A 22,083-nucleotide genomic window follows, 5' to 3' on the forward strand; every position below is an offset into this window, starting at 1 on the left:
ACGATGGCCGGAAAACGCCGCGGCGCCGCCGCACCGCGCGGCACGCTGCGTTTCGTCCTCGGCGATCAGCTGACGCGCCGGGTCTCGAGCCTCGTCGACCTCGACCCCGAATGCGACGTGGTGCTGATGGTCGAGGTCCGGGACGAGGCGACCTATGTCCGCCACCACAAGCAGAAGATCGCCTTCCTGTTCGCCGCCATGCGCCACTTCGCGGCCGAATTGGAGGCGGAGGGGATCACCGTCGACTACGTGCGCCTCACCGAGGCGGGCAATACCGGTAGTTTCACCGGCGAACTGGAGCGCGCCGTCGCGCGGCACCGGCCGGAGCGGATCGTCGTCACCGAACCGGGCGAGTGGCGCGTCTGGGAAATGATGCAGGATTGGCGCGAGAGCCTGCCGATGCCGCTCGAGATCCGCGCCGACAACCGCTTCCTGTGTCCGCGTGAGGATTTCGCGAAATGGGCAGACGGCCGGCATCACCTGCGGATGGAGACCTTCTACCGGGGCATGCGGCGTCGGACCGGCCTTCTGATGGATGGCGGCAAGCCTGCCGGCGGCCGCTGGAATTACGATCCCGAGAACCGCAAGCGCCTGCCCAAGGGGCATCGTCCGCCGGACCGGATCGGCTTCCAGCCCGATTCCGTGACGCGCGAGGCCATCGCCCTCGTCGAGGCGGAATTCGGCGACCATTTCGGCGATCTCTCCGGCTTCTCCTGGCCGGTGACCCGGGCCGACGCCCTCGCGGCGCTCCGGCACTTCCTGGCCGAGGCCCTTCCGACCTTCGGCGACTATCAGGACGCAATGAAGACCGGCGCGCCGTTCCTGTACCACGCCCTCCTGTCGCCCGCCCTCAACGCCGGCCTGCTTACCGCCGAGGAGGTCTGCTGGGCGGCCGAGCGCGCCTACCGCGACGGTGCGGCGCCGCTCCACTGCGTCGAGGGCTTCATCCGGCAGATCCTCGGCTGGCGGGAATACGTGCGCGGCCTCTACTGGGCGCGGATGCCCGCCTACCGGGACACCAATGCCCTCGGCGCGCGCCGCGACCTGCCGTGGTTCTACTGGTCGGGGGAAACGGCGCTGAACTGCGTCGCGCAGGTGGTCGCCGAGACGCGCGCCCACGCCTACGCCCACCACATCCAGCGCCTGATGGTGACCGGCAACTTCGCCCTCATCGCCGGCCTCGACCCGGCGCAGGTGGAGGAATGGTACCTGATCGTCTTCGCCGACGCCTACGAATGGGTCGAGTTGCCCAACGTTCACGGCATGGTTCTGTGGGCCGATGGCGGCGTGATGGGCTCCAAGCCCTATGCGGCCTCGGGCGCCTATATCGACCGGATGTCCGATTACTGCGCGTCCTGCGCCTACGACGTGAAGGTCAAGTCCGGGCCCGAGGCCTGTCCGTTCAACTATCTCTACTGGAACTTCCTGATCGAGAACGAGGAGCGGCTGGCCGGCAATCAGCGCTTGGCGATGCCGTACCGGACCCTGCGCGGATTCGGCGACAAGCGCCGCGCCGAGATCCGCCGCGACGCGGCCGCCTTCCTCGATGCCCTCGAGGCCCGGCCGAGCGCCGATCAGAGGGGCGACCAGACCGACAGCGTCACGTAGGGACAAGCCCGGGCCCGGCGCGACTCGGTCTGAAGGCCCACCGATGCGCGGAGGCTGTACCGGCCGAGGGCGAAGTCTGTCCCGTGCAGGCCGAGGCTCCACTTCGCGTAGCCGGTCGCGTCGGTGTAGAGCGCCGCCTCTGGGCCGAGATAGGTCTCCCAGAGGCGATAGCCCCAGGCGAGGCGCGCCCAGAGGCTGTCCCGGGCCGATCCCGCGACGGCGGTCGCCTGAAGCAGCGTCGCAGCGGTCGGACGTGCCCAGACCTCGCCGTGCAGGCGCAGGCCGAAGCGGGTCGGCAGGGCGTCGCGCGTCGGCCCTGCGATCAGCATCTCGCTCGTGGTCTCGAGGCCGGCATAGGCCGCGACTACGCCCCAGTCGAAAAACCACTGATGCCCGGCGAGTGCGGCGGCGGCGACGGTGTACCGTGCGCGGGGACCGTCCGCGCCGCTTTCCGTGCGCCGTCCGCCGCCGACGGTCGCCAGCGCGACGAAACCCTCCTGCGCGAGAGAGGTAAGGCCGACCTTCGCGCCGAGGGTCAGGAACGTGTCGCCGCCCGCGTCGAGGCTGCCGAACAGCAGCGTGTCGATCTCGCTGGCGTGCGCCGTTGAAGAAAAACCCACGATGCCTGCCAGAAGAATCAGGGTCGTTCGCCTTCGCGCATGGATCTTTGAGGCTGTGCGCTGGCTTTGCACGGTCAATCCTCCAGACTCGAAGGATCGGTTTAAGATAAAATTAACCTTTTTGCATCGATTGGCGCGATGGCATCCCCGGATTTGTTGGCGCCATAATCCGGAAGCCCGGCAAAAGCGCGCCGCATGTCCGCCGGCATGCGCTGTGACTTTGGGAATGCTTGGCCGGGCTGCCGGGCGCGGCGCGGTGCGCGGCCACCTGCCGGCCGCCATCGCGCTGTCGCGAATCCGCCGTGCTTGGCGTGCCAGATGTTCTCGGCTAGAGCCCCCGCGGGTTAGCGAAGGTTGGCAGATCCTTGACCTCCGGTGCACGAACGTCGGACGTCCTCACCGTGCTGGCGAGCCAGGAGGGCGAGCGCCTCACCGTGGGCGACATCGTCGCGGTCCTACGGGATCGCGCCTTCGCGCTGCTCGTGGTCCTGCTGGGGCTGCCGAACTGCCTGCCGATGCCGCCGCCGATCCCACTGATCTGCGGCCTGCTCCTGCTGCTCGTGGCGATCCAGATCGCCGCCGGCATGTCGGCACCGTGGCTGCCGCGGATGCTGCTGGGCCGCTCCATCGCCTTGACGGATGTCCGGCGCGCTGTGACCCGCGCGGTGCCGATCCTGCGCCGCCTGGAGCGCTGGTCGCGCCCCCGCGTCAGCGTCTTCGAGACCGCGCTCGGCATGCGCGGCATGGGGATCGTCCTGCTGGCCCTGGCGCTGGCGCTGATCGTGGCCGCGCCCATCGTCGGGCAGATCCCGCTCGGTCTCGCCGTCTGCCTGGTCGGGCTCGGCCTCGTCGAGCGCGACGGTCTCGTCGTGCTGGGCGGCCTCGTCATCGGCGTGTTCGGCGTCGCCATCAATGCCGGCTTCGCCTATGCGGTGATCGCCGGGGTTGCCGGGCTCCTCAACCTCTGAGCCTCAGAGGCGGTAGCGGATCTGGTCGGTCCAGAAGCGCTCCAGGCGGCCGAGCGCCTGATTCAGGCGGGCGAAATCGTCCTCGGAGATCCCACCGATCGGCGTGATCGTCCGGGCATGCTTGTCGTACAGCCCCTGGATGATCTCGTGGACCTGACGGCCCTTGTCGGTCAGGCTGATCCGCACGGAGCGCCGGTCCGTCTTCGAGCGGGCATGGTGGAGGTAGCCCGCCTCGACCAGCTTCTTCACGTTGTAGGAGACGTTGGAGCCGAGATAGTACCCCTTGGTCCGCAGCTCGCTCGCGGTCAGTTCCTTGTCGCCGATGTTGTACAGCAGCAGCGCCTGGACGCTGTTGACGTCCTCGCGGCCGCGGCGCTCGAACTCGTCCTTGATCACGTCGAGCAGGCGGCGGTGCAGCCGTTCCACGAGGTGGAGCGCCTCCAGGTAGGAGCCCTTCGCGCCCAAGCCTTCCTCGGGAGCTTCGATCTGCGCGACTCGGGCGTTCTGGGTCTTCATCTCTGCCTCGCCATCCGATGATCCGGCACCCGTTCGATGCGGCGCCGTTGATGATGGCTAAGCTAGGGCTCGGGAATGAAAGGCGATTTAAGCGACAGGATGAATTCGCGATTTACTCTTCGCGGTAAAGACAAACTGAATGAAGATAAGAACGGTTCGTTCACCGTGCTTCCTGCGCCGCCAGCCAGGACAGCAGGAAGTACAACGTCACGACGCAGCCCCCGAATACGAGCAGCGGCACCGATAACGGCAAGAGTTGCGGTGTCAGAACCGCCAGCGTCATCGCCGACGTGACGGCGAGCAGCCAGATGACGCCGCCCCAGGCGCTCGTCAGCCACAGGCCGATCGCCGCGGCGGCATCGATCACCGCGAAGTAGACGATGGCGGATTGGCGGCCGAAGGGCTCGGCCTCGAAGGGGCGGACCCCCGGCACGATGTCGAGGATGGTCGCCCAGGCGAAGACGCTCTTGAGCAGCCAGACGAGGGCCGTGAGCCGCATGAACCAGATCAGCACCGTATCCCACGTGCCGGGTGCCGGCCCCTGGACGCGCTCGATCCGGTCGCTGGGGATCCCCCCGGGCCGGGGCGTCCTGCGCCGGATCGGAAAATAGCCGGGCACTATCGGTGACTCGCGGAGATGATGGGCCGGCTCATGGACAGGGAACAGGATCCTGGTCTTCGGGAACGCAACGCGCCGGGTTGAAGCCGTTCCGCCGTCCTGCGTCAACGGTCGGGTTTCGCCGCACAGGTCCGGTGTGGTAGTCGAACGCCTCCGGCGCAGGGGCGCCGCGCGATCCGCGGCGTGGTCCGCGCGAACGGTAGCGAAGCCGCATGTCAGACACCCTGCCAGAGCCGCGCCCTCTCGCCGTGGAGGCCGCCCATGAGGGCGCCCGCGTGGAGGGTCTCAAGATCACCCAGCGCCCGCGCCGCAACCGAAAATCGGAATGGTCGCGCCGGCTGGTCCGCGAGCATACCCTGACGGTCGACGATCTGATCTGGCCGATGTTCGTGATCGAGGGCGAGGGCCGGCGCGAGCCGATCGCCTCCATGCCCGGCGTCGAGCGGCTCTCGGTGGACGAGGTCGTCCGCGACGCGGAGCGCGCGGCGCGCCTCGGCATTCCGGCCATCTCGTTCTTCCCCTACACGGATGTGGCGCTGCGCGACCCGACCGGCTCGGAGGCGCTCAACGCCAACAATCTCGTCTGCCGGGCGGTGCGGGCCGTGAAGCGGGCCGTGCCCGAGGTCGGGATCATGACCGACGTGGCGCTCGATCCCTACACCAGCCACGGCCATGACGGCCTGATGAAGGACGGCGCGGTCCTCAACGACGAGACCGTCGCGGTCCTCGTCGAGCAGAGCCTGATTCAGGCCGAGGCCGGCACCGACATCATCGCCCCCTCCGACATGATGGACGGGCGCGTGGGCGCGATCCGCGCCGGCCTCGACAAGGCGGGGTTCCTCGACGTGCAGATCATGGCCTACGCGGCCAAGTATGCCAGTGCGTTCTACGGGCCGTTCCGCGACGCGATCGGCACCAAGGCCGCCCTCGTGGGCGACAAGCGCACCTACCAGATGGATCCGGGCAACTCGTCCGAGGCCCTGCGCGAGGTCCGCCTCGACCTCGACGAGGGCGCCGATTCGGTGATGGTCAAGCCGGGCCTGCCCTATCTCGACATCATCCGCCGGGTCCGCGACGAGTTCCAGGTCCCGACCTTCGCCTACCAGGTGTCCGGCGAGTACGCGATGATCGAGGCGGCCGCCCGGAATGGCTGGCTCGACGGCGACCGCGCGATGGTCGAGGCGCTCCTCGCCTTCAAGCGGGCCGGAGCCGACGGCGTCCTCACCTATCATGCGCCGCGGGTCGCGGAGCGCCTGCGCAGCCATCCGTGACACGCGGGCACCGCTGGCTCCTCGGGGCCGCGGTCGTCGCCGGCTTTCTCGGCGGGCTCGCCGCCTGCCAGGATACCCTGCGCCGGGATCGCGTCGCCACCTGCCGACGGGCGTTGCCGGCCGTGGCGCCGCAACCTGGGATCCGGCTTCTGCGGGCGGCGCCGGGACCGGCGGCGAATTCGGTCCGGGTCGATTATTCCGACGGGACCCGGCCGCACTGGCTGACCTGCCGGTTCGATGCCGGGACGACCCTCGTGGCCCTCGCCACCGAGGGGACGACCCTGTCGGGGCCCGCGCTCTATATGCTGAGGCGATTCTATCTCGACACGCCGGACGCCGCGGCCGGCGACCCGGCCGGACGGTAAGGCAGTCCTGCAGCAGCGCGAAGCCGAGGCCGGGCAAACGCATCCTCTTGCGGCCTGAGCGGCGCGCACCCACCTTCTCGCCCGCAGCCTCGCTGGCAGGACGCGACATCATGCAGAACCCCCAACCCGGATACGCGCAGCGCTTCGACACGGCACCCGGCTATGCGGCGTCGCTGCCGGTTCCATTCGTGCGGGCGAGTCTCGGCGGCCGGACGGTCGCCTATCTCCTCGATATCCTGTTCATCTTCGGCTTCACGGCCCTGCTGACTTTGCTGATCACCGTGATCGGCGTGGTCACGTTCGGCCTCGGCTGGACCCTGTTCGCGGTGCTGCCGGCGAGCGGCATCATCTATAGCGCGATCACGGTGGGCGGGTCGAAGCAGAGCACGATCGGCCAGCGGTTGATGGGCCTGCGCACCATCGCACCCGAGAGCGGCGCGCGGGTCGACGTGATCACGGCCGCGGTCCACGCCCTGTTGTTTTACGTGGCGATCTCGACCTTCCTGCTCTGGTGCGTCGACATCGCGTTCGGCCTGATGCGGTCGGACCGGCGTCTCGGTCACGACCTGCTGCTCGGCCTCGCCGTCGTCCACGCCCGCTGAGCGTCGAACCCGGCGATGAAAATCTGACGGTGCGACCGGTCGGGCCATTGAGCCTCGGCCGGTCGCCTGTACATTGACATGCCGGCGCCGAGAGGACGAACCCGGCGCAGGGCCTGTGAGAAGCGTGACCAGCCATCCGCGCGACACACCGCAATTCTACCTCACGGCCCCCTCGCCGTGCCCGTACCTGCCGGGACAGGAGGAGCGGAAGGTCTTCACCCACTTGGTCGGGCGGCGCGCCCGCGACCTCAACGAGATCCTGACCCAGGGCGGCTTCCGTCGCTCGCAGACGATCGCCTACCGTCCCGCCTGCGAGACCTGCCGCGCGTGCATCTCGGTGCGTGTCGTGGTCGATGAATTCGTGCCGAGCGCCAGCCAGAGACGCATCCTGGCGCGGAGCGCCGACTGGATCGGCACGCCGGAGCCGAACCGGCCCGCCTCGGAGCAGTACGCCCTGTTCCGCCGCTACCTCGACGCCCGCCACGGCGACGGCGGCATGGTCGACATGACCGTGCTCGACTACGCCATGATGGTCGAGGACAGCCACGTCGACACGCATCTGGTGTCGTACCGGCGGCACGGGCCGGACACGGCGGTCACCGGCCGCGGCTCCGGGCCGCCGCTCGCTTTCTGCCTGACGGACGTCCTCTCCGACGGGCTGTCGATGGTGTACTCGTTCTACGATCCCGCCGAAGCCGCGCGCTCTCCCGGGACTTTCATGATCCTCGACCATATCCGCCGGGCCCAACGGCTCGGCCTGCCGTATCTCTATCTCGGCTATTGGGTCGAGGGGTCGCAGAAGATGGACTACAAGTCCCGTTTCCGCCCGCAGGAGCGCCTGATGGGCCAGGGCTGGGTGCGGATCGACTGATCCCGCTGCCGCCGACGGTCCACATCCGTTGCCGTCCCGTCATGGCCGATGCGCATTGAGCGGCCGGGCCGGCGCATGCTACCGGCCTCGCACGCAATACGGACCGTGCCGAGGCCCCCATGATCCCCCGCTACAGCCGCCCCGCGATGACGGCGATCTGGTCGCCCGAGAGCCGATTCCGGATCTGGTTCGAAATCGAGGCCCACGCCACCACGGCGCTCGCCGAGATCGGCGTCGTCCCGAAGGAGGCGGCCGAGACGATCTGGGCCAAGGGTAAGGACGCGGTCTTCGACGTCGCCCGCATCGACGCGATCGAGGCGGTGACGAAGCACGATGTCATCGCCTTCCTCACCCATCTCGCCGAGATCGTCGGTCCCGAGGCGCGCTTCGTCCACCAGGGCATGACCTCGTCGGACGTGCTCGACACCTGCCTCAACGTCCAGTTGGTGCGCGCCGCCGACATCCTGATCGCCGACGTCGATTCGCTCCTCGCCGCCCTCAAGGCCAGGGCCTTCGAGCACAAGCTGACCCCCACCATCGGCCGATCGCACGGCATCCATGCCGAGCCGGTCACCTTCGGGCTGAAGCTGGCCCAGGCCTATGCCGAGTTCGAGCGCAACCGCCGCCGCCTCGTCGCGGCCCGCGAGGAGGTCGCCACCTGCGCCATCTCCGGGGCGGTCGGCACCTTCGCCAATATCGACCCGCGGGTGGAGCAGTACGTTGCCGAGAAGATGGGCCTGACCGCCGAGCCGGTCTCCACCCAGGTGATCCCGCGCGACCGGCACGCGATGTTCTTTGCCACCCTCGGCGTCGTCGCCTCGTCCCTGGAGCGCCTGGCGATCGAGATCCGGCACCTGCAGCGCACCGAGGTTCTGGAGGCGGAAGAGTTCTTCTCCGAGGGGCAGAAGGGCTCCTCGGCCATGCCGCACAAGCGCAACCCGGTCCTCACCGAGAACATCACCGGCCTCGCCCGGATGGTGCGCGGCTACGTCACCCCGGCGCTGGAGAACGTCGCCCTCTGGCATGAGCGCGACATCTCGCACTCCTCCGTCGAGCGGATGATCGGCCCCGACGCCACCGTGACCCTCGACTTCGCTCTGGCCCGCATGACCGGGGTCATGGAGAAGCTGCTGGTCTACCCGGCCAACATGCAGAAGAACCTCGACCGGCTCGGCGGCCTGATCCACTCGCAGCGCGTGCTTCTCGCGCTCACCCAGGCCGGCGTGTCCCGCGAGGATTCCTACCGGCTGGTCCAGCGCAACGCGATGCCGGTCTGGCGCGGCGAGGGCGATTTCCTGGCCCTGCTCAAGGCGGACCCGGAGGTCGCCGCAGCGCTCGCGCCCGAACAGATCGAGGCGTGCTTCGATCTCGACTACCACTTCAAGCACGTGGACACGATTTTCGGGCGGGTGTTCGGCGACCGCTGAGCATCCCGCACGATTCCTGCTTGGGCCCGCGACGAACACAGGACAGCTCTCCGTGACCGCTCCCCGCATCGTCTACCTCAACGGCCAGTTCCTCCCCTTCGAGGAGGCGCGCGTGCCGATCATGGATCGCGGCTTCCTGTTCGCGGACGGCATCTACGAGGTCTCGGCGATCATCGACGGCAAGCTCGTCGACAACGCCGCGCATCTCGCCCGCCTCGACCGCTCCCTCGGTGAGATCGGCATCCGCAATCCGCACGATGCGGCAAGCTGGGAGCGCCTGCAGACCGAACTCGTCGCCCGCAACGGCGTCACCGAGGGGCTGGTCTACATGCAGGTGACCCGGGGCGTGGCCGAGCGCGACTTCGCCTTCCCGAAGGCCGGCACCGAGCCCACCGTGATGATGTTCACGCAGGCCAAGACCGTGCTCGCCAACCCGCTTGTCGAGAGCGGCGCCCGGGTGATCACCGTCGAGGATCTGCGCTGGAAGCGACGGGACATCAAATCGGTGGCCCTGCTGGCGCAGGTGCTCGCCAAGCAGCAGGCGGCCGAGGCCGGCGTCGCCGAGGCGTGGATGGTCGAGGATGGCGCGGTGACCGAAGGCTCGTCCTCGACCGCGTTCATCGTCAGCCGCGACCGCGTGCTCGTCACCCGGCCGCTCTCCACGGCGCTCCTGCCGGGCATCACCCGGGCGTCGGTCCTGCGCCTCGCCCAGGAGGCGGATCTGCGGATCGAGGAGCGGCTGATTCCGGTCGAGGAGGCCTACGCGGCACAGGAGGCCTTCTACACCAGCGCCTCGGCCTTCGTGATGCCGGTCATCGAGATCGACGGCCGCGCCATCGGCGAGGGGCGTCCGGGGCCGCTGACCCGGCGCCTGCGGGACCTGTACATCGAGGCCGCGCGTCGGGGCTGAAGCCCATCGGTTGCCCGGATACCGTCCACAGGTGGACCCTCCGGCCTTCCAGGCCCGCAGGAACGGATTCCGTCTCCGACTGTTCCTCCCCGAATTCGTATCCCGAACCGGGGAGGCTCTCATGCCGAAGAAGATCCTGATCGCCGCCTTCGCGGCGACCCTGGCGGCGGTGCCCGCCTTTGCTCAGACCCCCAGCCCGTCTCCGACGCCGCCCGAGCGCGTGCGCCCGAACGCGGATGCGCCGCCGCAGGATCAGTCGCTCAGCGACAAGCTCCAGAAGAACGACGGGGTCATCAAGCCACCGGATTCCGGGACGACCGGGACCGTGGTGAAGCCCGATCAGTCCGGTACCATGCCGGTCATCAAGCCGCACGAACTCCCGGGCCGGACGCCCGGAACCGAGGCCAAGTAGCCGCGCCGGGCCTATCGCCGGACCGCAGAACGGGTCGCCCGTGCGGTGTCTTGCTTGATTTCGCTGGCTGGATCGCGGAAACGGCACACGACGTGCGCCGCCTGCACCCGTGGGCGGCGCCGTCCCGGTTTCCGTCGCGGGTAAGCAGGCAGGCATGGCCAACGTCGTCGTTGTGGGCGCCCAGTGGGGCGACGAAGGCAAGGGCAAGATCGTCGACTGGCTCTCCGAGCAGGCCGACATCGTCGTCCGGTTTCAGGGCGGGCATAATGCCGGCCATACGCTCGTCATCGACGGCGTCACCTACAAGCTGGCGCTGCTGCCGTCGGGCGTGGTCCGCGGCGGCAAGCTCTCGGTCATCGGCAACGGCGTCGTGGTCGATCCCTGGCATCTCGTGGACGAGATCGACCGGATCAAGGCCCAGGGTGTGGAGGTCTCCCCCGCGTCCCTGCGGATCGCCGACAACGCCACGCTGATCCTGCCGCTCCACCGGGAGCTGGATCATTTCCGCGAGACCGCCAATGCCGGCCTGAAGATCGGCACCACCAAGCGCGGTATCGGGCCGGCCTACGAGGACAAGGTCGGGCGCCGGGCGATCCGGGTCGTCGATCTTGCCGATCCCGAAGCCTTGCCGGCCAAGATCGAGCGCGTGCTGACCCATCACAACGCCCTGCGGCGCGGCCTCGGGATCGACGAGGTCAATGCCGAGGCGCTGCTGTCGGAGCTGAAGGCCATTGCGCCGAAGATCCTGCCTTTCGCCGACACCGTCTGGGCGCTGCTCGACGAGGAGCGGCGGGCCGGTAAGCGCATCCTGTTCGAGGGCGCGCAGGGCGCGCTGCTCGACGTCGATCACGGCACCTATCCGTTCGTCACCTCCTCCAACATCGTGGCCGCGCAGGCGGCGACGGGCTCGGGCCTCGGCCCGGGTGCGATCGGCTACGTGCTGGGCATCGCCAAGGCCTACACGACCCGGGTCGGCGAGGGGCCGTTCCCAACCGAGCTGTTCGACGAGATCGGCGAGACCATCGGCAGCCGCGGCCGCGAGTTCGGCGTCAACACCGGGCGCAAGCGCCGCTGCGGCTGGTTCGACGCCGTGCTGGTGCGCCAGACGGTCCGGACCTCCGGCATTCACGGGATCGCGCTGACCAAGCTCGACATCCTCGACGGCTTCGAGGAGATCCGCGTCTGCACGGGCTACATGCTGGACGGGCAGCCGATCGACCATCTGCCGGCGAGCCAAGCCGCTCAGGCGCGGGTCGAACCGGTCTATGAGGTGATCCCGGGCTGGTCGGAGACGACCGCAGGCGCTCGATCCTGGGCGGACCTGCCGGCGCAGGCGATCAAGTATGTTCGCCGGATCGAGGAGTTGATCGGGGCGCCGGTCGCCCTGCTGTCCACCTCCCCCGAGCGGGACGACACGATCCTCATGCACAACCCGTTCGAGGACTGACGCGTCGCGCGCTATCCCGTTGACGACGCGTGATTCCGGCTGCGCTGCCTGTATCCAGTCCGCGCAGGCTTGATCTAGAACGGGCTGGCGGTCGGGCCTTCATTCTCGCGAATGATCCGCCGTATGCGGCGCAACCGGCGTGCGGGCACCGATCCGTGCGGCGGAATACGACAAACCGGCCGACGGCCGCGACCGGACCTGTCCGGCGGGAGCGGCCATCGGTCCCCGGCCTTCGACCGGCGTTGCCGGACGGCGGCCGAAGGGGCGGACCAGGGTATTATGGCCGATTACTATCCGCTTCTGGCGCGCGCGCTCGATGCGCTACCGGATCGAACGCCCGCTCTGCGCAAGGCGGTCTACGACCGTGCGCGCAACGCGCTGATCAGCCAGTTGCGCTCCCTCGACCCGCCGCTCTCCGAGGCGGATATCGATCTCGAGCGGCGCGCCCTCGACGCCGCGATCGAACGGCTCGAGGTCGACCATGGCGGTCTGCCTGCGCCGGCCAACGATGCGGTTCAGGCCTCTCCGGTGCAGGCGCCTGCACCGGTCGTCTCCGAGCCCATCGCGGTCGCGCCGGCGGTGCAGCCGGAGCCGGAGATCCCCGAACCGTCTCCCCCTGAGCCGAGCGTCGCGTCGAAGCCCGATCCGGTGCTTCCTGCCGCCAAGGCGCCGTTCGCGATCCCGGGTCGGGATAGCGATTCCGCATCCGAGTCCGGACCGCGCGAGGCACCGATCCCGATCACCTCGAGGCGCCCGGGCGCCTCCGCCGCTGCTGCGCCCGAAGGGCTACCCCCTGAGGCGGCGGCTTCGGCTCGCCCCTCGGTCGAGGAGCAGGACGCCGGCGAGGCCGCCGCAGACGTCGGATCGGGCCGCCAGCGCCCGCGCATCGAGGTGGTGCCGCTCCGAGCCGGGCGCTCCCGCGTGCTGCGCAACGTCTTTGTCGGAAGCGTCCTTGCGGTCGTGATCGGCTTGATCGCCGTCGCGGCCTTCCTGCTGCGCGACCGCCCACAGAATCTGCCATCCAGCGGGGCGGAGACTGCGGATTCTCAGCAGTCCGAGGCCGAGTCCAAGTTCGGCGATCGGGTCGGTGGCGATGCGGCGCCGGTGTCGAAGGCGCCTGCGCGCGCGGACGGTGCTGTACCGTCTCGGACCAACGCGCCATCCGCCGAGGCGGGCGTCTCGGTCGCCCAGAGGGCTGAACTCGTCGAGGAAGGGGCCGGCGCAGAAAGCAGCCAGCCGACCGTCACGCAGGGGCGGGTGACGTGGCGCCTGGAGACGGTGAACGGGGAGCAGGGGCAGCCGGTTCAGAACGCGGTCGTCGCGACCGTGACCGTTCCGGAGGCCGGGCTGACGCTGGTGATGACCATCCAGCGCAACCTCGACACGACGTTGCCGGCCTCCCACACGGTGAGCCTTGCGTTCAGCCAGACCGGCAGCAGCGGCACCGCGCGGACGGTCCAGGATGTCGGATTGCTGCAAGCGAAGGATGAGCAGAGCGCCCGCGGTTCGCCAGTCTCGGGCCTGCCGGTCCGTGTCCGCGACAACCTCTTCCTGATCGGCCTGTCGTCGCTGCAGAACGACGTCGAGCGCAACACCGACCTGCTCCTGCATCGGAACTGGTTCGACATCGCGCTGCGCTACACCTCCGGTCGCCGGGCGGTGCTGACCTTCGAGAAAGGGACCGCCGGCGCCCAGGTCATGCAGAGCGCCTTCGACGCCTGGCAGTGATGAACGGGATCGTCCCCGGCGCTCAGTTACGCCGGGGACCTGCTGTCAGCGGGCTTCAATGCCGGTCCGCGGCAGCTCGCGACTGGCAATGTTGCGCTTGACCGCTTCCTGCACCTTTTCGAAGGCCCGCACCTCGATCTGACGAACGCGTTCGCGGGAGACGCCGAACTCGCCCGAAAGATCTTCCAGCGTGATCGGATCCTCGGCGAGACGTCGCGCCTCGAAGATGCGCCGCTCGCGGGCGTTGAGGACACCGAGGGCGTCCTTCAGCGCGGAAAGGCGGTTCTGGCCCTCCTGTTCGCGCGCGAGCACGGTCTCCTGGCTCGGGCTGTTGTCCACGAGCCAGTCCTGCCACTCACCTTCGCCCTCCTCGCGCAGGGGCGCATTGAGCGACGTGTCACCGGACAGACGCCGGTTCATGTCGATCACGTCCTGCTCGGGCACGCCGAGGCGCGTGGCGATCTGCGACACCTGGTCGGGTTTCAGATCGCCCTCATCGAGGGCGGAGATCCGTCCCTTCGCCTTGCGGAGGTTGAAGAACAGCTTCTTCTGGTTGGCCGTCGTGCCCATCTTCACCAGAGACCACGACCGCAGGATGTATTCCTGGATCGCTGCCTTGATCCACCACATGGCATAGGTGGCGAGACGGAACCCCTTGTCGGGATCGAAGCGCTTGACCGCCTGCATCAGGCCGACATTGCCTTCCGACACGACCTCGCCGATCGGCAGGCCGTAGCCGCGATAGCCCATGGCGATCTTGGCGACGAGGCGCAGGTGCGACGTCACCAGGCGATGCGCCGCTTCGCGGTCACCGGCGTCGCGCCAGGCCTTGGCGAGGGTGAATTCCTCCGACGGCTCCAGCATCGGAAACTTGCGAATCTCGTCGAGGTAGCGCGAAAGGCCACCTTCGTTGGCGAGCACGGGAAGCGTACCGGCCATGGCTTTCTCCTGAACCTGTGTCCCCCTGCCGGGCGGACGCGACGGACAACAGTGCCGTCTACTCGGGCCGCTCTTGAGCCGACCCTGCCGGCCACCCATCTCATGCAGGTCGCCGGGGAGCCGGTCACGGTCGATGACACCCACGTCGCCAACAACGCGCCACCGGCGATTTTGATCGTACCATGTCACGATGTGACGCGGTACGGGGTGTTCTTTCGCACGCCGCAAGGGGCGGTTACAGGCGCGCCGGGTCGCCTGCGTCGGCCCGGAGTGCCTGGATCAGGGCAGTCATGTCGGTCGGCAGCGCACTCTCGAAGCGCAGCGTCTCACCCGTGCGCGGGTGACTGAAGCCGAGCAGTTCCGCGTGGAGCGCCTGCCGTCCCAGGGCCGTTAGAGCGGCACGCGCCTCCAGACTCAGGCGGGCCGCCTTGGTGCGGAAGGCACCTCCGTAGACCGTGTCCCCGAGCAGGGGATGTCCGCGATGGGCGAGATGCACGCGGATCTGATGCGTGCGACCCGTCTCCAGGCGACACCGCACGAGGGTAGCCTCGCGATAGGACTCGGCGACGGCATAATGCGTGACCGCATGGCGGCCGCTGTCGTCGGAGACGACGGCGATCTTCTCCCGATGGAACCGGGACCGGGCAAGGCTGGCCCGGATCGTCCCCGCCCGCGGCTGGGGCAGGCCCCAGACCAATGCGGCGTAGGCGCGTTCCAGCGGCCCGGTCCGGCCGTGATCGGCGAATTGCGCGGTGAGGCCCTGATGCGCCGCGTCGTTCTTGGCGACGACGATCAGGCCGCTCGTGTCCTTGTCGAGGCGATGGACGATGCCGGGGCGGCGCACTCCGCCGATCCCGGACAGGCTGGCCCCGCAATGGGCGATGAGGGCGTTGACCAGCGTCCCGCTCTCGTGGCCCGGCGCCGGGTGGACCACCAGGCCGGCCGGCTTGTCGATGACGATCAGATCGTCATCCTCGTAGACGATCGGCAGGTCTGCGGCTTCGGCCACCGGCTCGGCCGGTGCCGGAGGCGGCACGGTGAGGATGATGGACGCGCCGGCGGCAACTTTGGCGGCCGGATCGCGCGCCGGGAGACCGTCCCGCTTCACATGGCCTGCGCGGATCAGGTCCTGCAATCGGGCCCGGGACAGATCCGGGAACAGCGTGACCAGCGCTCGATCGAGCCGCACGCCTCCCTCGGCCACGATCCCGGCCTTTTCGACGTCACCGTTGTCCACCACGATCCTTGTCCGCACCCGATCTGACCCGCCGAGGCGGATTTCCTGACGAAGGCTCTTGCTCCGCCGCCGGGTCGTGGCTATAGCACCCCCGCGCCGCCGGAAAGCTCCCATCGTCTAGCGGTCTAGGACGTCGCCCTCTCACGGCGAAAACAGGGGTTCGATTCCCCTTGGGAGCGCCAGCCGGTGCTGTAAGTCATTCGAATAACTCCTGTTTCGGTGATTTTCCCCAAACCTTCACGGGGTGGTTTGGGCGGTCTTGTTCCTATTCCAGACCTCCAGCTTCGTGATCGCGCCTGTCGAAAGGCCTGCCCGGTTCGCTTCGCGCGTGTACCGTTCGGCCTCTGCGAGGGTGTTGTGGCCGAGCACGGCCATGATCTCGTGAGCGGTGCATCCGGCCTCGGCGAGGCGTCGCCCGGCGGCCTTACGAAGGCCGTGCGGCTGCGCGTCGAGCGGCAGGCCGGCAGCCGTGATGGCGTCGCGCATGAAGCCGGAAAGGCCGTCCACCGTGAAAGGGCGCCCGTACTCGGTGTTGAGAATGGTCGCGTGCTTCCGCGGCGTCTCGGCCAGGATGGCGCGGAGATCGGCGTGTAGCGGTACGTCAATCTTGGCCCCGGTCTTCTGCTGCACGACCCGGATGCGCTCGCCCTTCACGTCCGCCCAGGTCATCCTGTGCACGTCCGACCGGCGCTGGCCGGTGTAGAGGTGCAGTGCGCAGGCGAGCCGCTGCTTGCTTCCGACGGGCCAGTGCGCCTCGAACTGGGCGATCTCATCGTCGGTCCAGGAGCGCACCTCGCCGATCTTCGGTCGCCGGATCGCGACGGATGGATCGGCGGTGAGCCAGCCCAGGACGATCGCACGCCGGATTAGGATCCGGAGCTTCTTGAGCGTGTCGAGTGCAGCGCCGGGCTTGCCGGCCAGCGGGTCCAGGAACGCCTTCACGATGCGGCCGTGATTCAGGCCTGCGACCGAGCGGTGGCCGTGCTGGACCCGGATCGCCTCCATGCGGCGCCGGTAACCGATCTTGGTCGTGGCGCGCAGTGCGGCGTACTCGCCGCTCTTGTAGTAGGACTGGACCAGCGCCTCGATCGTGCCGGGCTCGGCCGCGGCGCGCTTCTGCGGTGCCTTCGGCGTCCGCCCGGCCAATGCCTCCTGGTAGGCTGTCAGGAACGCCTCCGAACCGATGGGCTCGGGCAGCGGCAGGCGAGGGCCCTTGTCCTTCCGGAAGTAGACGCGGACCTTGCCATGCCGGTCGCGCCAGCACTCGACGTAGGGCGGCAGCTTACGGGGCATCGATATCCTCCCAGGTTGAATCCTGGGCGGCATCCTGACCGTCGATGGGGAGGTTGTCTGCGGCACCGTCCAGCTCGCGGACACACCACACCTTCCGGGCATCGATCCGCCGCGCTCGCGGCATCCGACCATCCCGGACCATCTCGTCGAACTTGGTGGGGGAGATGCACACGTAGGCCGCTGCCGCTTCGCGACTGACGAGGCGGGGCGACAGCGTCGGCGGGAGCGCGCTGTGGCGCGAGCGGCGCATCCCAACGGCGCCAGGGCCCGGCGGTAGATCCTGATCCTGAAGGTCGCGCCGGGACACAGTCTCAGGCCTCCTCGTTCCAGCGTAGAGCCCGGAGAGCGGCGATCTCGGCCTCGAAGGCGGCGATGCCCGCCTCGACATCTCCCGAGTACGGGGCTGGATCGGACTTGCCCTGATCGCGGATCTTGGATCGGACCCGGGGCCAGAGGTCGTCGAAAATGGGCCACGCCCGCACTTCGGTGCCGACGACCACGTCCGGTCCGTTGACCCTGGAAAGTGTGCCATCGCCCCTACGTCCGAAAAAAACGGTGCCGGGGTAGGTGTGAAGCGGCTCCTGCCCGTCGCCCCAGCCGTCGTTCCGCATCGCGCTCAGGAGACCGCGGCCGGTCCGCATGGCGAACGCGGCCTGTTCCGGCGAGAAGTGCGAGTCGATCAGAACCTTGACGGCGCAGAGGCGCAGGAGATCAGCGAGCTTGAAGTCGACGTGATAGCCCTTGCCCTTTGGTCGCTCTGGGAAAAGGTCGTACCGCGTCAGGTAGTTGCCGATCTGACCGCTTGTCATGCCCACGAGCGCTGCGGCGTCGCTCCGGCTGAAGGCCCAGCTCTCAATCCGTGCAGGTTCCATCGACCTCTCCAAAAGCTCACAGTGATGCTATGCCGTGGCACCTGCCATGTAAAGCATCATCGCGATTTTTTATCCGACTGCGCTCTGATCCTGTTGATGTCGCGGCAGTGTTCAGGAGCTACCAGCGCGGTTGGCTTCATCTCGCGCGGCGCGGGCCACCAGTACGGAGAAGCGATCGGCAACCTCCCGCTGGTCGAACCGCTCGGCCAAGCGCCGCAGGACGGCATTGACGAAGCCGGTCACGGCCTTGGAGTCCTTACCGAGGATGACCAGCAGCTCCTCGAAGCAGGCGGCCGCGATGTCGGCCTTCTGCGGCGCACGGACCTGCTTCAGCTTCGACCGATAGTCGGCCTGGTACCGGCGCTGGCGCCGGAGTCTGGCGCGGTACCGCCGCGCGTCGTTCCCGTCGTGAAAATCGTCCGACATGGTGCTCTCCGATCCTCTGAACCGAGGATCGTGAAAGGCCTTGAAAATCGCAAAGGCTGGTCGCTCAGCGCCCTCAAGCCCGGCGGCGCTCGTAAAACTTTGAGAGCTGCCGCCGTTTCCCCCTGCACAACCTATTAGGGTTCGATGGGAGAGCCCTCTTCGTGAGCTCTCGCCGCGAGATCCAGCCGCCCGCACCAGATACGCAGGCAGCGAAACCCATCAGCAAGGTGGGCGGGCTAGCCATCAATTTGCCGGCGAGTTTTCGACCGTCTCGTTGGCCATCCACGCTCGTCCGCAGATTTGCCCCTCAGCTGTCGAGGACGGGCGTGGATGCCCGCATCATTCCTCCAGATCACGATCGCCGCCGCGCAGCCACACGACCTGCGAGTCGTGCTCGTCGGGCGCCCCAAGGCTGGGCTCCGCATCAGTGCCGTCCTCGAGATCAGGATCCTCATCCATCTCATCGAGCGCCGCCACAAGGTGGTCGACGGCGTCGAGTGCCAGGGCCAGCGCGCCCTCGATGCGGGCCCGGGTGTCAGGGATCCTCGGCCGCTGACGGCGGCGGAACGGGATGACGTTGCTCATCGAGCGGAACCCCACGTGGCGTTGATCTCGGCGATGAGCTTAGGGTGCTCACCCAGGCCGCCGGCTAGAACTGCATGCGCGACGAGGGTGTTGAGCCGCTCCTCGCGCTCGTCGTCTTCGACAGGCGTTCTCCGGCCGACTTCTTCAGCGATAGCTGCGAGGAACTGCGACAGCCGAGCAGCCTCTCGATTGATGATCCAGCCTGCCGGAGTGAGGCCGAAACGGCTGTCTCCGGAGAAGCAGGGCCGGTTCTCGGCGCTGCCCAACGCCTCCTCCGCATGGACGATCGCGGAGTGCAGCCGCGCGAGTTCCGCAATCGAGAGCGCGGACAGATCGTGCCGTGGAGCGGGAAGACGATCCCCAGCATCTGATCCCGGTGCGGGGAAATCCGTTTCGGGACCCGCGGCCGCCGACATGGGGATCCCCATATCGGGCGCCGCTGCGAGCCGCGCCGCGCCCTCCTGGATCTGCCTGAGCACGTTCCAGTGGCTCGCGAGCGGGCCTTGCGCCGCGATCGGCTTGTTCGGGCCAGAGTCGTCGCTGTCGAGCCGGGCCAGCAACAGGGCCTTGATCCCGAGGCCTGCAACCGTGGTGGCTGGCGTCTGAGCGATCCGCTCGGCCTCGTGCGTGCATTCCCGATACGCGGCCTCATTGCCGACTGCCTCTTCGGACACCCAGGCCGAGATGAACTCATAGCCGAGGGCGAACAGCGCAGCGTCGGGATGCAGGGAAGCATCAGCAGCAGGGCCCAAGCCTCGTAGCGCATCCGCGATCGTGCGGAGAGCCCGCTCGCCGTCCGAGAGCTTGTCTTCGACCTGCGCCGTACGGACGGCATCGCACATGTAGGCGGCGAGAGAGGCCGCGCCGGCGAGCGTCGTGGGCTTGGCGTCGAAGAGCGCCTCGTAGGTCGCGATCTCCCGCCGGCAGGGCTCGTCGGTGGCCAAGTTGGCGGCTCTGTAGTCCGGGTGGCCGGACGGCAGGCCACCCGCGACTGCGGCGAGCCGCTCGTACTCCTCGAAGGCGGACCGGTGCGCCTCGATCGCCGCGAGCGTGGGGTCAGGATCGGCGGCCGTCGGCCCCGCGGGGGCTGGGCGCTTGATGAACCGCCCGGCGGCGTCCCGGGCTCGGGCAGCGCGCTGGCGGAGGTCGGAGCTCGGCTCAACGGTCCGAGCTGCGTTTGACTTCCTCACAGCCCTCTCCCTCACGCGAGAGGGATGTAGCCGTAGGCGAACACGCCCCCGGCGATGATGAGGGTGGCCGTCACGAGCTCGCCGGCCATGTCCAGGAAGCGCGGGGCGCGGACGTGCTCGGTGTCGGGCCGTACGGGCGCAACCGCCTCCCAGGCTTCAACCGTGCCCGGGACGGCCTCGTCGGCCTCCAGTAGCGGCTTGGCGCGATTGTAATGGGCCGCAGGCGAGCGAGAGCGTTCACCGGCGCGTGCCGGTGCTGTAGAATGACGGGTAGCCATGATCGTCTCCAGAGGACGGGCGTGGTCAGGGCCGGGAACGAGGCTGCAACCTTGTCCCGGCCTGCATTTTGTGCCATCATAAAAATGCGATGTCAATTAGTGATGGCATAAAAAGGCGAGGTCGACCGGCGACCGGCAAAGGCGAACCGGTGACGGTGCGCTTACAGCCTGAGCACGCCGTCCCTTTAGACGCCTGGATTGCAGATCAGCCGGACCCGAAGCCCTCGAGGCCCGAAGCGATCCGCTATGCCCTCGCGGATTGGCTCACCGGTCAGGGGTACGTTCGGCACCGTGAAGATCCCGAAGAAGCTAATTGAACTGATTTCGTTCACATGGCGCCTATCTATTGCCGGCTGCCAATTCGAGAAATTCCTTCAGCTCTGTGATACTGAGCGGCTTCTTGCCGTTTCTGTGAATCATGGCATGACAATTGGGACAGACTGGAACAAGATCTGATTTAGCGTTTACTGTATATTTTCCAGATGTCAGACTGATAGGAATAATATGGTGAACATGTATGAAATTGATACCAATTTCTCCATAAGTTTGCTCGAAATCAAAATCACAAGCTTTGCAAGTATAGCCATGATGTTTTAGGCAAGCCGCCACTGCTTTCTTGCTGCGCTCGATCTGCTTTGTCAGCACCCTTTTGACCTCGCCCTCAGAAAACTCGAAATTTTCTACCTCAGCCGTCTGGTTTTTGTCATCAGAGATGACGGTTGATTTGCCGGTCGTCCTAAGATCAGCAAAACGATCTCGTCTCATTGCTGGGAACAGATTTGCCTCTTCAAAGAGCCGCGCCGGATCATCAGGCCAGTACAGCTCATGATTGTTCCTGTATGCTTTCGACGATCCGTCGGAAAATTTGATCTGATAGTTAGGCCGCTCTCCTGTCCCCATTTTTCCTAGTTTGATCTCAGAATTCGAATCAGTTGCATTATTTAAAAGTCCATCAAGATATTCGAAGGTAGGCCTGAAGACAAAATAGTCTAACTTAGACATGGCAGTAAACTACTCCGAAGCTAGGCCCGAGCCAGCCAGCTATGCCGACAGAATTTCGATGCTCCGCCCCGCGCAATGGATCTATGCAACTCAGGGGAGCATGCCTAGTGACGTTGGCGAAACGCGCCCTAGATCTCTCGCCCACAGGTTGAGAGGAGCGTTGATGTCCGAGAACCCCAGCCACGTTCAAGGCTACCGTGAGACCAAGGCGGCGAAGGCTGCCGAGAGGTACGACCGAGCGAACGAAATCTGGGCGGAGGTGGCAGCAGAGCGCCGAGCTGTCGACGAGCGGACCGCAAAGCTGCGAGCGATGCGGTTGGCGCGAGAGCACTCCGAGGCCTGATCGTCTCACCGGCCAGGCTGCTTGCGGCGGCGCGAAAGTCCGGAAGAGGCGGACGGTTACGGTACGTAAACTTGGATCAAAGGAGCATTCGCCTTGCAGACCACTCGCGCTCTGAACCTTTTCCAAAATAACGAACTCGTTGGGTTGCTTAGCTGGTTCTATGAGAACGCAAAAGAGACGCGGCATCTGCGTGTCACCACGATCAACGGAAGGACGTTCGAGGGGCGAATCGTTCAAGTGACGTCTCATTATTGCGTGGTGAGCCACGGCGATCCGCAAACTGAAAGCGATCTGACTGCGGCCATCATCCCACTATCCGGCATATCGTCTGTCGAATTTACACTCGATGATGCTAGTTCAGCAGGAGCGGCAAGGGCCTGGCCCGAAGCCGGCGAGCCGCCGGTTGTTGCTTAGGTCCGCACCTCAAACTCTGCGGCTTCGAGCGCACAATCGCTTAGGATCGTGCGCTCGGACAGCACTGCATCTGGCTCGACCACGATAGGCGTGACCGCATGGTCGAGCTCGTCTGCGGACGCTAGGTTATCTCGTATCGT

At 67.2% G+C, this 22,083-nt stretch carries 25 protein-coding genes and 1 tRNA gene; 13 read left to right on the forward strand and 13 right to left on the reverse strand.

The annotated features are described in order from the left end of the window. Window positions 1-3 precede the first annotated feature (3 nt). Complete coding sequence (locus P9K36_RS30545) at window positions 4-1,608, forward strand: cryptochrome/photolyase family protein (protein WP_278306360.1); 1,605 nt, start codon at window positions 4-6, stop codon at window positions 1,606-1,608. Here the strand turns inward: P9K36_RS30545 and bcsS are convergent. Beyond that, window positions 1,575-2,228, reverse strand: a complete 654-nt coding sequence (gene bcsS / locus P9K36_RS30550) for a cellulose biosynthesis protein BcsS (protein WP_236961701.1) — start codon at window positions 2,226-2,228, stop codon at window positions 1,575-1,577. The two genes, P9K36_RS30545 and bcsS, sit on opposite strands and share 34 nt — an antisense overlap. Before the next feature lie 401 nt (window positions 2,229-2,629). On the opposite strand from bcsS, the gene P9K36_RS30555 reads away from it, so the two are divergent. Continuing rightward, entirely contained in the window at window positions 2,630-3,196 is a 567-nt protein-coding gene (locus P9K36_RS30555) for an exopolysaccharide biosynthesis protein (protein ID WP_043350261.1), read from the forward strand. 3 nt (window positions 3,197-3,199) lie between these two features. Here the strand turns inward: P9K36_RS30555 and P9K36_RS30560 are convergent, their stop codons facing one another. Together P9K36_RS30560 and P9K36_RS30565 are read right to left on the reverse strand one after the other, a co-directional pair. Further along, on the reverse strand, window positions 3,200-3,712 hold the full coding sequence (locus tag P9K36_RS30560; RefSeq protein ID WP_043350258.1) for a winged helix DNA-binding protein: 513 nt from the start codon (window positions 3,710-3,712) through the stop codon (window positions 3,200-3,202). Between the two features lie 160 nt (window positions 3,713-3,872). Next, entirely contained in the window at window positions 3,873-4,283 is a 411-nt protein-coding gene (locus P9K36_RS30565) for a DUF6163 family protein (protein WP_236953016.1), read from the reverse strand. Window positions 4,284-4,543: 260 nt separating this feature from the next. On the opposite strand from P9K36_RS30565, the gene hemB reads away from it, so the two are divergent. From hemB to P9K36_RS30610, 9 genes are all read left to right on the forward strand, one after another. Further along, window positions 4,544-5,602, forward strand: a complete 1,059-nt coding sequence (gene hemB / locus P9K36_RS30570; RefSeq protein WP_278306361.1) for a porphobilinogen synthase — start codon at window positions 4,544-4,546, stop codon at window positions 5,600-5,602. Further along, window positions 5,599-5,967, forward strand: coding sequence for a hypothetical protein (locus P9K36_RS30575; protein ID WP_043350251.1), 369 nt, complete (start codon window positions 5,599-5,601; stop codon window positions 5,965-5,967). Before hemB ends, P9K36_RS30575 begins: the two co-directional genes overlap by 4 nt. A gap of 110 nt (window positions 5,968-6,077) precedes the next feature. Beyond that, the gene (locus P9K36_RS30580; RefSeq protein WP_043350249.1) at window positions 6,078-6,569 is read left to right on the forward strand and encodes an RDD family protein; all 492 of its coding nucleotides are present in this window, start codon (window positions 6,078-6,080) and stop codon (window positions 6,567-6,569) included. Between the two features lie 124 nt (window positions 6,570-6,693). After that, a complete protein-coding gene (locus tag P9K36_RS30585) occupies window positions 6,694-7,440 on the forward strand; it encodes an arginyltransferase (protein WP_278306362.1) in 747 nt (248 codons plus the stop codon). Window positions 7,441-7,559: 119 nt separating this feature from the next. Further along, window positions 7,560-8,867, forward strand: coding sequence for an adenylosuccinate lyase (purB, locus tag P9K36_RS30590; protein ID WP_043760520.1), 1,308 nt, complete (start codon window positions 7,560-7,562; stop codon window positions 8,865-8,867). A gap of 52 nt (window positions 8,868-8,919) precedes the next feature. Continuing rightward, on the forward strand, window positions 8,920-9,777 hold the full coding sequence (locus tag P9K36_RS30595) for a D-amino-acid transaminase (protein ID WP_043350243.1): 858 nt from the start codon (window positions 8,920-8,922) through the stop codon (window positions 9,775-9,777). Window positions 9,778-9,898: 121 nt separating this feature from the next. Further along, window positions 9,899-10,189 carry a hypothetical protein gene (locus P9K36_RS30600; RefSeq protein ID WP_043381798.1) on the forward strand — a complete coding sequence of 97 codons (291 nt, stop codon included), beginning with the start codon at window positions 9,899-9,901 and terminating at the stop codon, window positions 10,187-10,189. Between the two features lie 154 nt (window positions 10,190-10,343). Beyond that, complete coding sequence (locus P9K36_RS30605; RefSeq protein WP_043761761.1) at window positions 10,344-11,636, forward strand: adenylosuccinate synthase; 1,293 nt, start codon at window positions 10,344-10,346, stop codon at window positions 11,634-11,636. 279 nt (window positions 11,637-11,915) lie between these two features. Next, complete coding sequence (locus tag P9K36_RS30610; protein WP_043760523.1) at window positions 11,916-13,364, forward strand: hypothetical protein; 1,449 nt, start codon at window positions 11,916-11,918, stop codon at window positions 13,362-13,364. Between the two features lie 45 nt (window positions 13,365-13,409). On the opposite strand, the gene rpoH is transcribed toward P9K36_RS30610, so the two are convergent. After that, window positions 13,410-14,303, reverse strand: a complete 894-nt coding sequence (gene rpoH / locus P9K36_RS30615) for an RNA polymerase sigma factor RpoH (RefSeq protein WP_043350239.1) — start codon at window positions 14,301-14,303, stop codon at window positions 13,410-13,412. Between the two features lie 235 nt (window positions 14,304-14,538). Beyond that, complete coding sequence (locus P9K36_RS30620) at window positions 14,539-15,543, reverse strand: RluA family pseudouridine synthase (RefSeq protein ID WP_179697808.1); 1,005 nt, start codon at window positions 15,541-15,543, stop codon at window positions 14,539-14,541. A 103-nt stretch (window positions 15,544-15,646) separates the two neighbouring features. Between P9K36_RS30620 and P9K36_RS30625 the strand changes: the two genes are divergently transcribed. Further along, window positions 15,647-15,722 (forward strand) — tRNA-Glu (locus tag P9K36_RS30625). A 55-nt stretch (window positions 15,723-15,777) separates the two neighbouring features. Here P9K36_RS30625 and P9K36_RS30630 read toward each other — a convergent pair. The 8 genes from P9K36_RS30630 to P9K36_RS30665 all read right to left on the reverse strand — a co-directional run bounded on the left by P9K36_RS30630 (window position 15,778) and on the right by P9K36_RS30665 (window position 21,186). Beyond that, window positions 15,778-16,833 (reverse strand): tyrosine-type recombinase/integrase, encoded by a 1,056-nt coding sequence (locus P9K36_RS30630; RefSeq protein WP_278306363.1) that lies wholly within the window; start codon window positions 16,831-16,833, stop codon window positions 15,778-15,780. Further along, complete coding sequence (locus P9K36_RS30635; protein ID WP_091681921.1) at window positions 16,823-17,083, reverse strand: hypothetical protein; 261 nt, start codon at window positions 17,081-17,083, stop codon at window positions 16,823-16,825. Before P9K36_RS30635 ends, P9K36_RS30630 begins: the two co-directional genes overlap by 11 nt. Window positions 17,084-17,144: 61 nt before the next feature. After that, the gene (locus P9K36_RS30640) at window positions 17,145-17,705 is read right to left on the reverse strand and encodes a MerR family transcriptional regulator (RefSeq protein WP_278306364.1); all 561 of its coding nucleotides are present in this window, start codon (window positions 17,703-17,705) and stop codon (window positions 17,145-17,147) included. A 111-nt stretch (window positions 17,706-17,816) separates the two neighbouring features. Next, complete coding sequence (locus P9K36_RS30645) at window positions 17,817-18,131, reverse strand: hypothetical protein (RefSeq protein WP_278306365.1); 315 nt, start codon at window positions 18,129-18,131, stop codon at window positions 17,817-17,819. A 339-nt stretch (window positions 18,132-18,470) separates the two neighbouring features. Beyond that, the gene (locus P9K36_RS30650) at window positions 18,471-18,716 is read right to left on the reverse strand and encodes a hypothetical protein (protein ID WP_278306366.1); all 246 of its coding nucleotides are present in this window, start codon (window positions 18,714-18,716) and stop codon (window positions 18,471-18,473) included. Beyond that, window positions 18,713-19,660: a hypothetical protein gene (locus P9K36_RS30655; RefSeq protein WP_278306367.1), complete on the reverse strand. Its 948-nt coding sequence runs from the start codon at window positions 19,658-19,660 to the stop codon at window positions 18,713-18,715. Before P9K36_RS30655 ends, P9K36_RS30650 begins: the two co-directional genes overlap by 4 nt. Window positions 19,661-19,917: 257 nt before the next feature. Then, window positions 19,918-20,184 carry a hypothetical protein gene (locus P9K36_RS30660; RefSeq protein WP_278306368.1) on the reverse strand — a complete coding sequence of 89 codons (267 nt, stop codon included), beginning with the start codon at window positions 20,182-20,184 and terminating at the stop codon, window positions 19,918-19,920. Between the two features lie 339 nt (window positions 20,185-20,523). Then, the gene (locus tag P9K36_RS30665) at window positions 20,524-21,186 is read right to left on the reverse strand and encodes an HNH endonuclease (protein ID WP_278306369.1); all 663 of its coding nucleotides are present in this window, start codon (window positions 21,184-21,186) and stop codon (window positions 20,524-20,526) included. A 436-nt stretch (window positions 21,187-21,622) separates the two neighbouring features. On the opposite strand from P9K36_RS30665, the gene P9K36_RS30670 reads away from it, so the two are divergent. Then, on the forward strand, window positions 21,623-21,943 hold the full coding sequence (locus P9K36_RS30670; RefSeq protein WP_278306370.1) for a hypothetical protein: 321 nt from the start codon (window positions 21,623-21,625) through the stop codon (window positions 21,941-21,943). Window positions 21,944-22,083: the final 140 nt, after the last annotated feature.

It is taken from the genome of Methylobacterium sp. 391_Methyba4, assembly GCF_029691625.1.
GTDB lineage: Bacteria > Pseudomonadota > Alphaproteobacteria > Rhizobiales > Beijerinckiaceae > Methylobacterium > Methylobacterium fujisawaense.

Bases quoted from the DNA above. Each gene is read 5' to 3' on its own strand.
- P9K36_RS30545 (WP_278306360.1), top strand. From the start codon at position 4: ATGGCCGGAAAACGCCGCGGCGCCGCCGCACCGCGCGGCACGCTGCGT.
- P9K36_RS30560 (WP_043350258.1), bottom strand. From the start codon at position 3,712: ATGAAGACCCAGAACGCCCGAGTCGCGCAGATCGAAGCTCCCGAGGAA.
- hemB (WP_278306361.1), top strand. From the start codon at position 4,544: ATGTCAGACACCCTGCCAGAGCCGCGCCCTCTCGCCGTGGAGGCCGCC.
- P9K36_RS30580 (WP_043350249.1), top strand. From the start codon at position 6,078: ATGCAGAACCCCCAACCCGGATACGCGCAGCGCTTCGACACGGCACCC.
- purB (WP_043760520.1), top strand. From the start codon at position 7,560: ATGATCCCCCGCTACAGCCGCCCCGCGATGACGGCGATCTGGTCGCCC.
- P9K36_RS30600 (WP_043381798.1), top strand. From the start codon at position 9,899: ATGCCGAAGAAGATCCTGATCGCCGCCTTCGCGGCGACCCTGGCGGCG.
- P9K36_RS30605 (WP_043761761.1), top strand. From the start codon at position 10,344: ATGGCCAACGTCGTCGTTGTGGGCGCCCAGTGGGGCGACGAAGGCAAG.
- P9K36_RS30610 (WP_043760523.1), top strand. From the start codon at position 11,916: ATGGCCGATTACTATCCGCTTCTGGCGCGCGCGCTCGATGCGCTACCG.
- rpoH (WP_043350239.1), bottom strand. From the start codon at position 14,303: ATGGCCGGTACGCTTCCCGTGCTCGCCAACGAAGGTGGCCTTTCGCGC.
- P9K36_RS30630 (WP_278306363.1), bottom strand. From the start codon at position 16,833: ATGCCCCGTAAGCTGCCGCCCTACGTCGAGTGCTGGCGCGACCGGCAT.
- P9K36_RS30635 (WP_091681921.1), bottom strand. From the start codon at position 17,083: ATGCGCCGCTCGCGCCACAGCGCGCTCCCGCCGACGCTGTCGCCCCGC.
- P9K36_RS30640 (WP_278306364.1), bottom strand. From the start codon at position 17,705: ATGGAACCTGCACGGATTGAGAGCTGGGCCTTCAGCCGGAGCGACGCC.
- P9K36_RS30645 (WP_278306365.1), bottom strand. From the start codon at position 18,131: ATGTCGGACGATTTTCACGACGGGAACGACGCGCGGCGGTACCGCGCC.
- P9K36_RS30650 (WP_278306366.1), bottom strand. From the start codon at position 18,716: ATGAGCAACGTCATCCCGTTCCGCCGCCGTCAGCGGCCGAGGATCCCT.
- P9K36_RS30660 (WP_278306368.1), bottom strand. From the start codon at position 20,184: ATGGCTACCCGTCATTCTACAGCACCGGCACGCGCCGGTGAACGCTCT.
- P9K36_RS30665 (WP_278306369.1), bottom strand. From the start codon at position 21,186: ATGTCTAAGTTAGACTATTTTGTCTTCAGGCCTACCTTCGAATATCTT.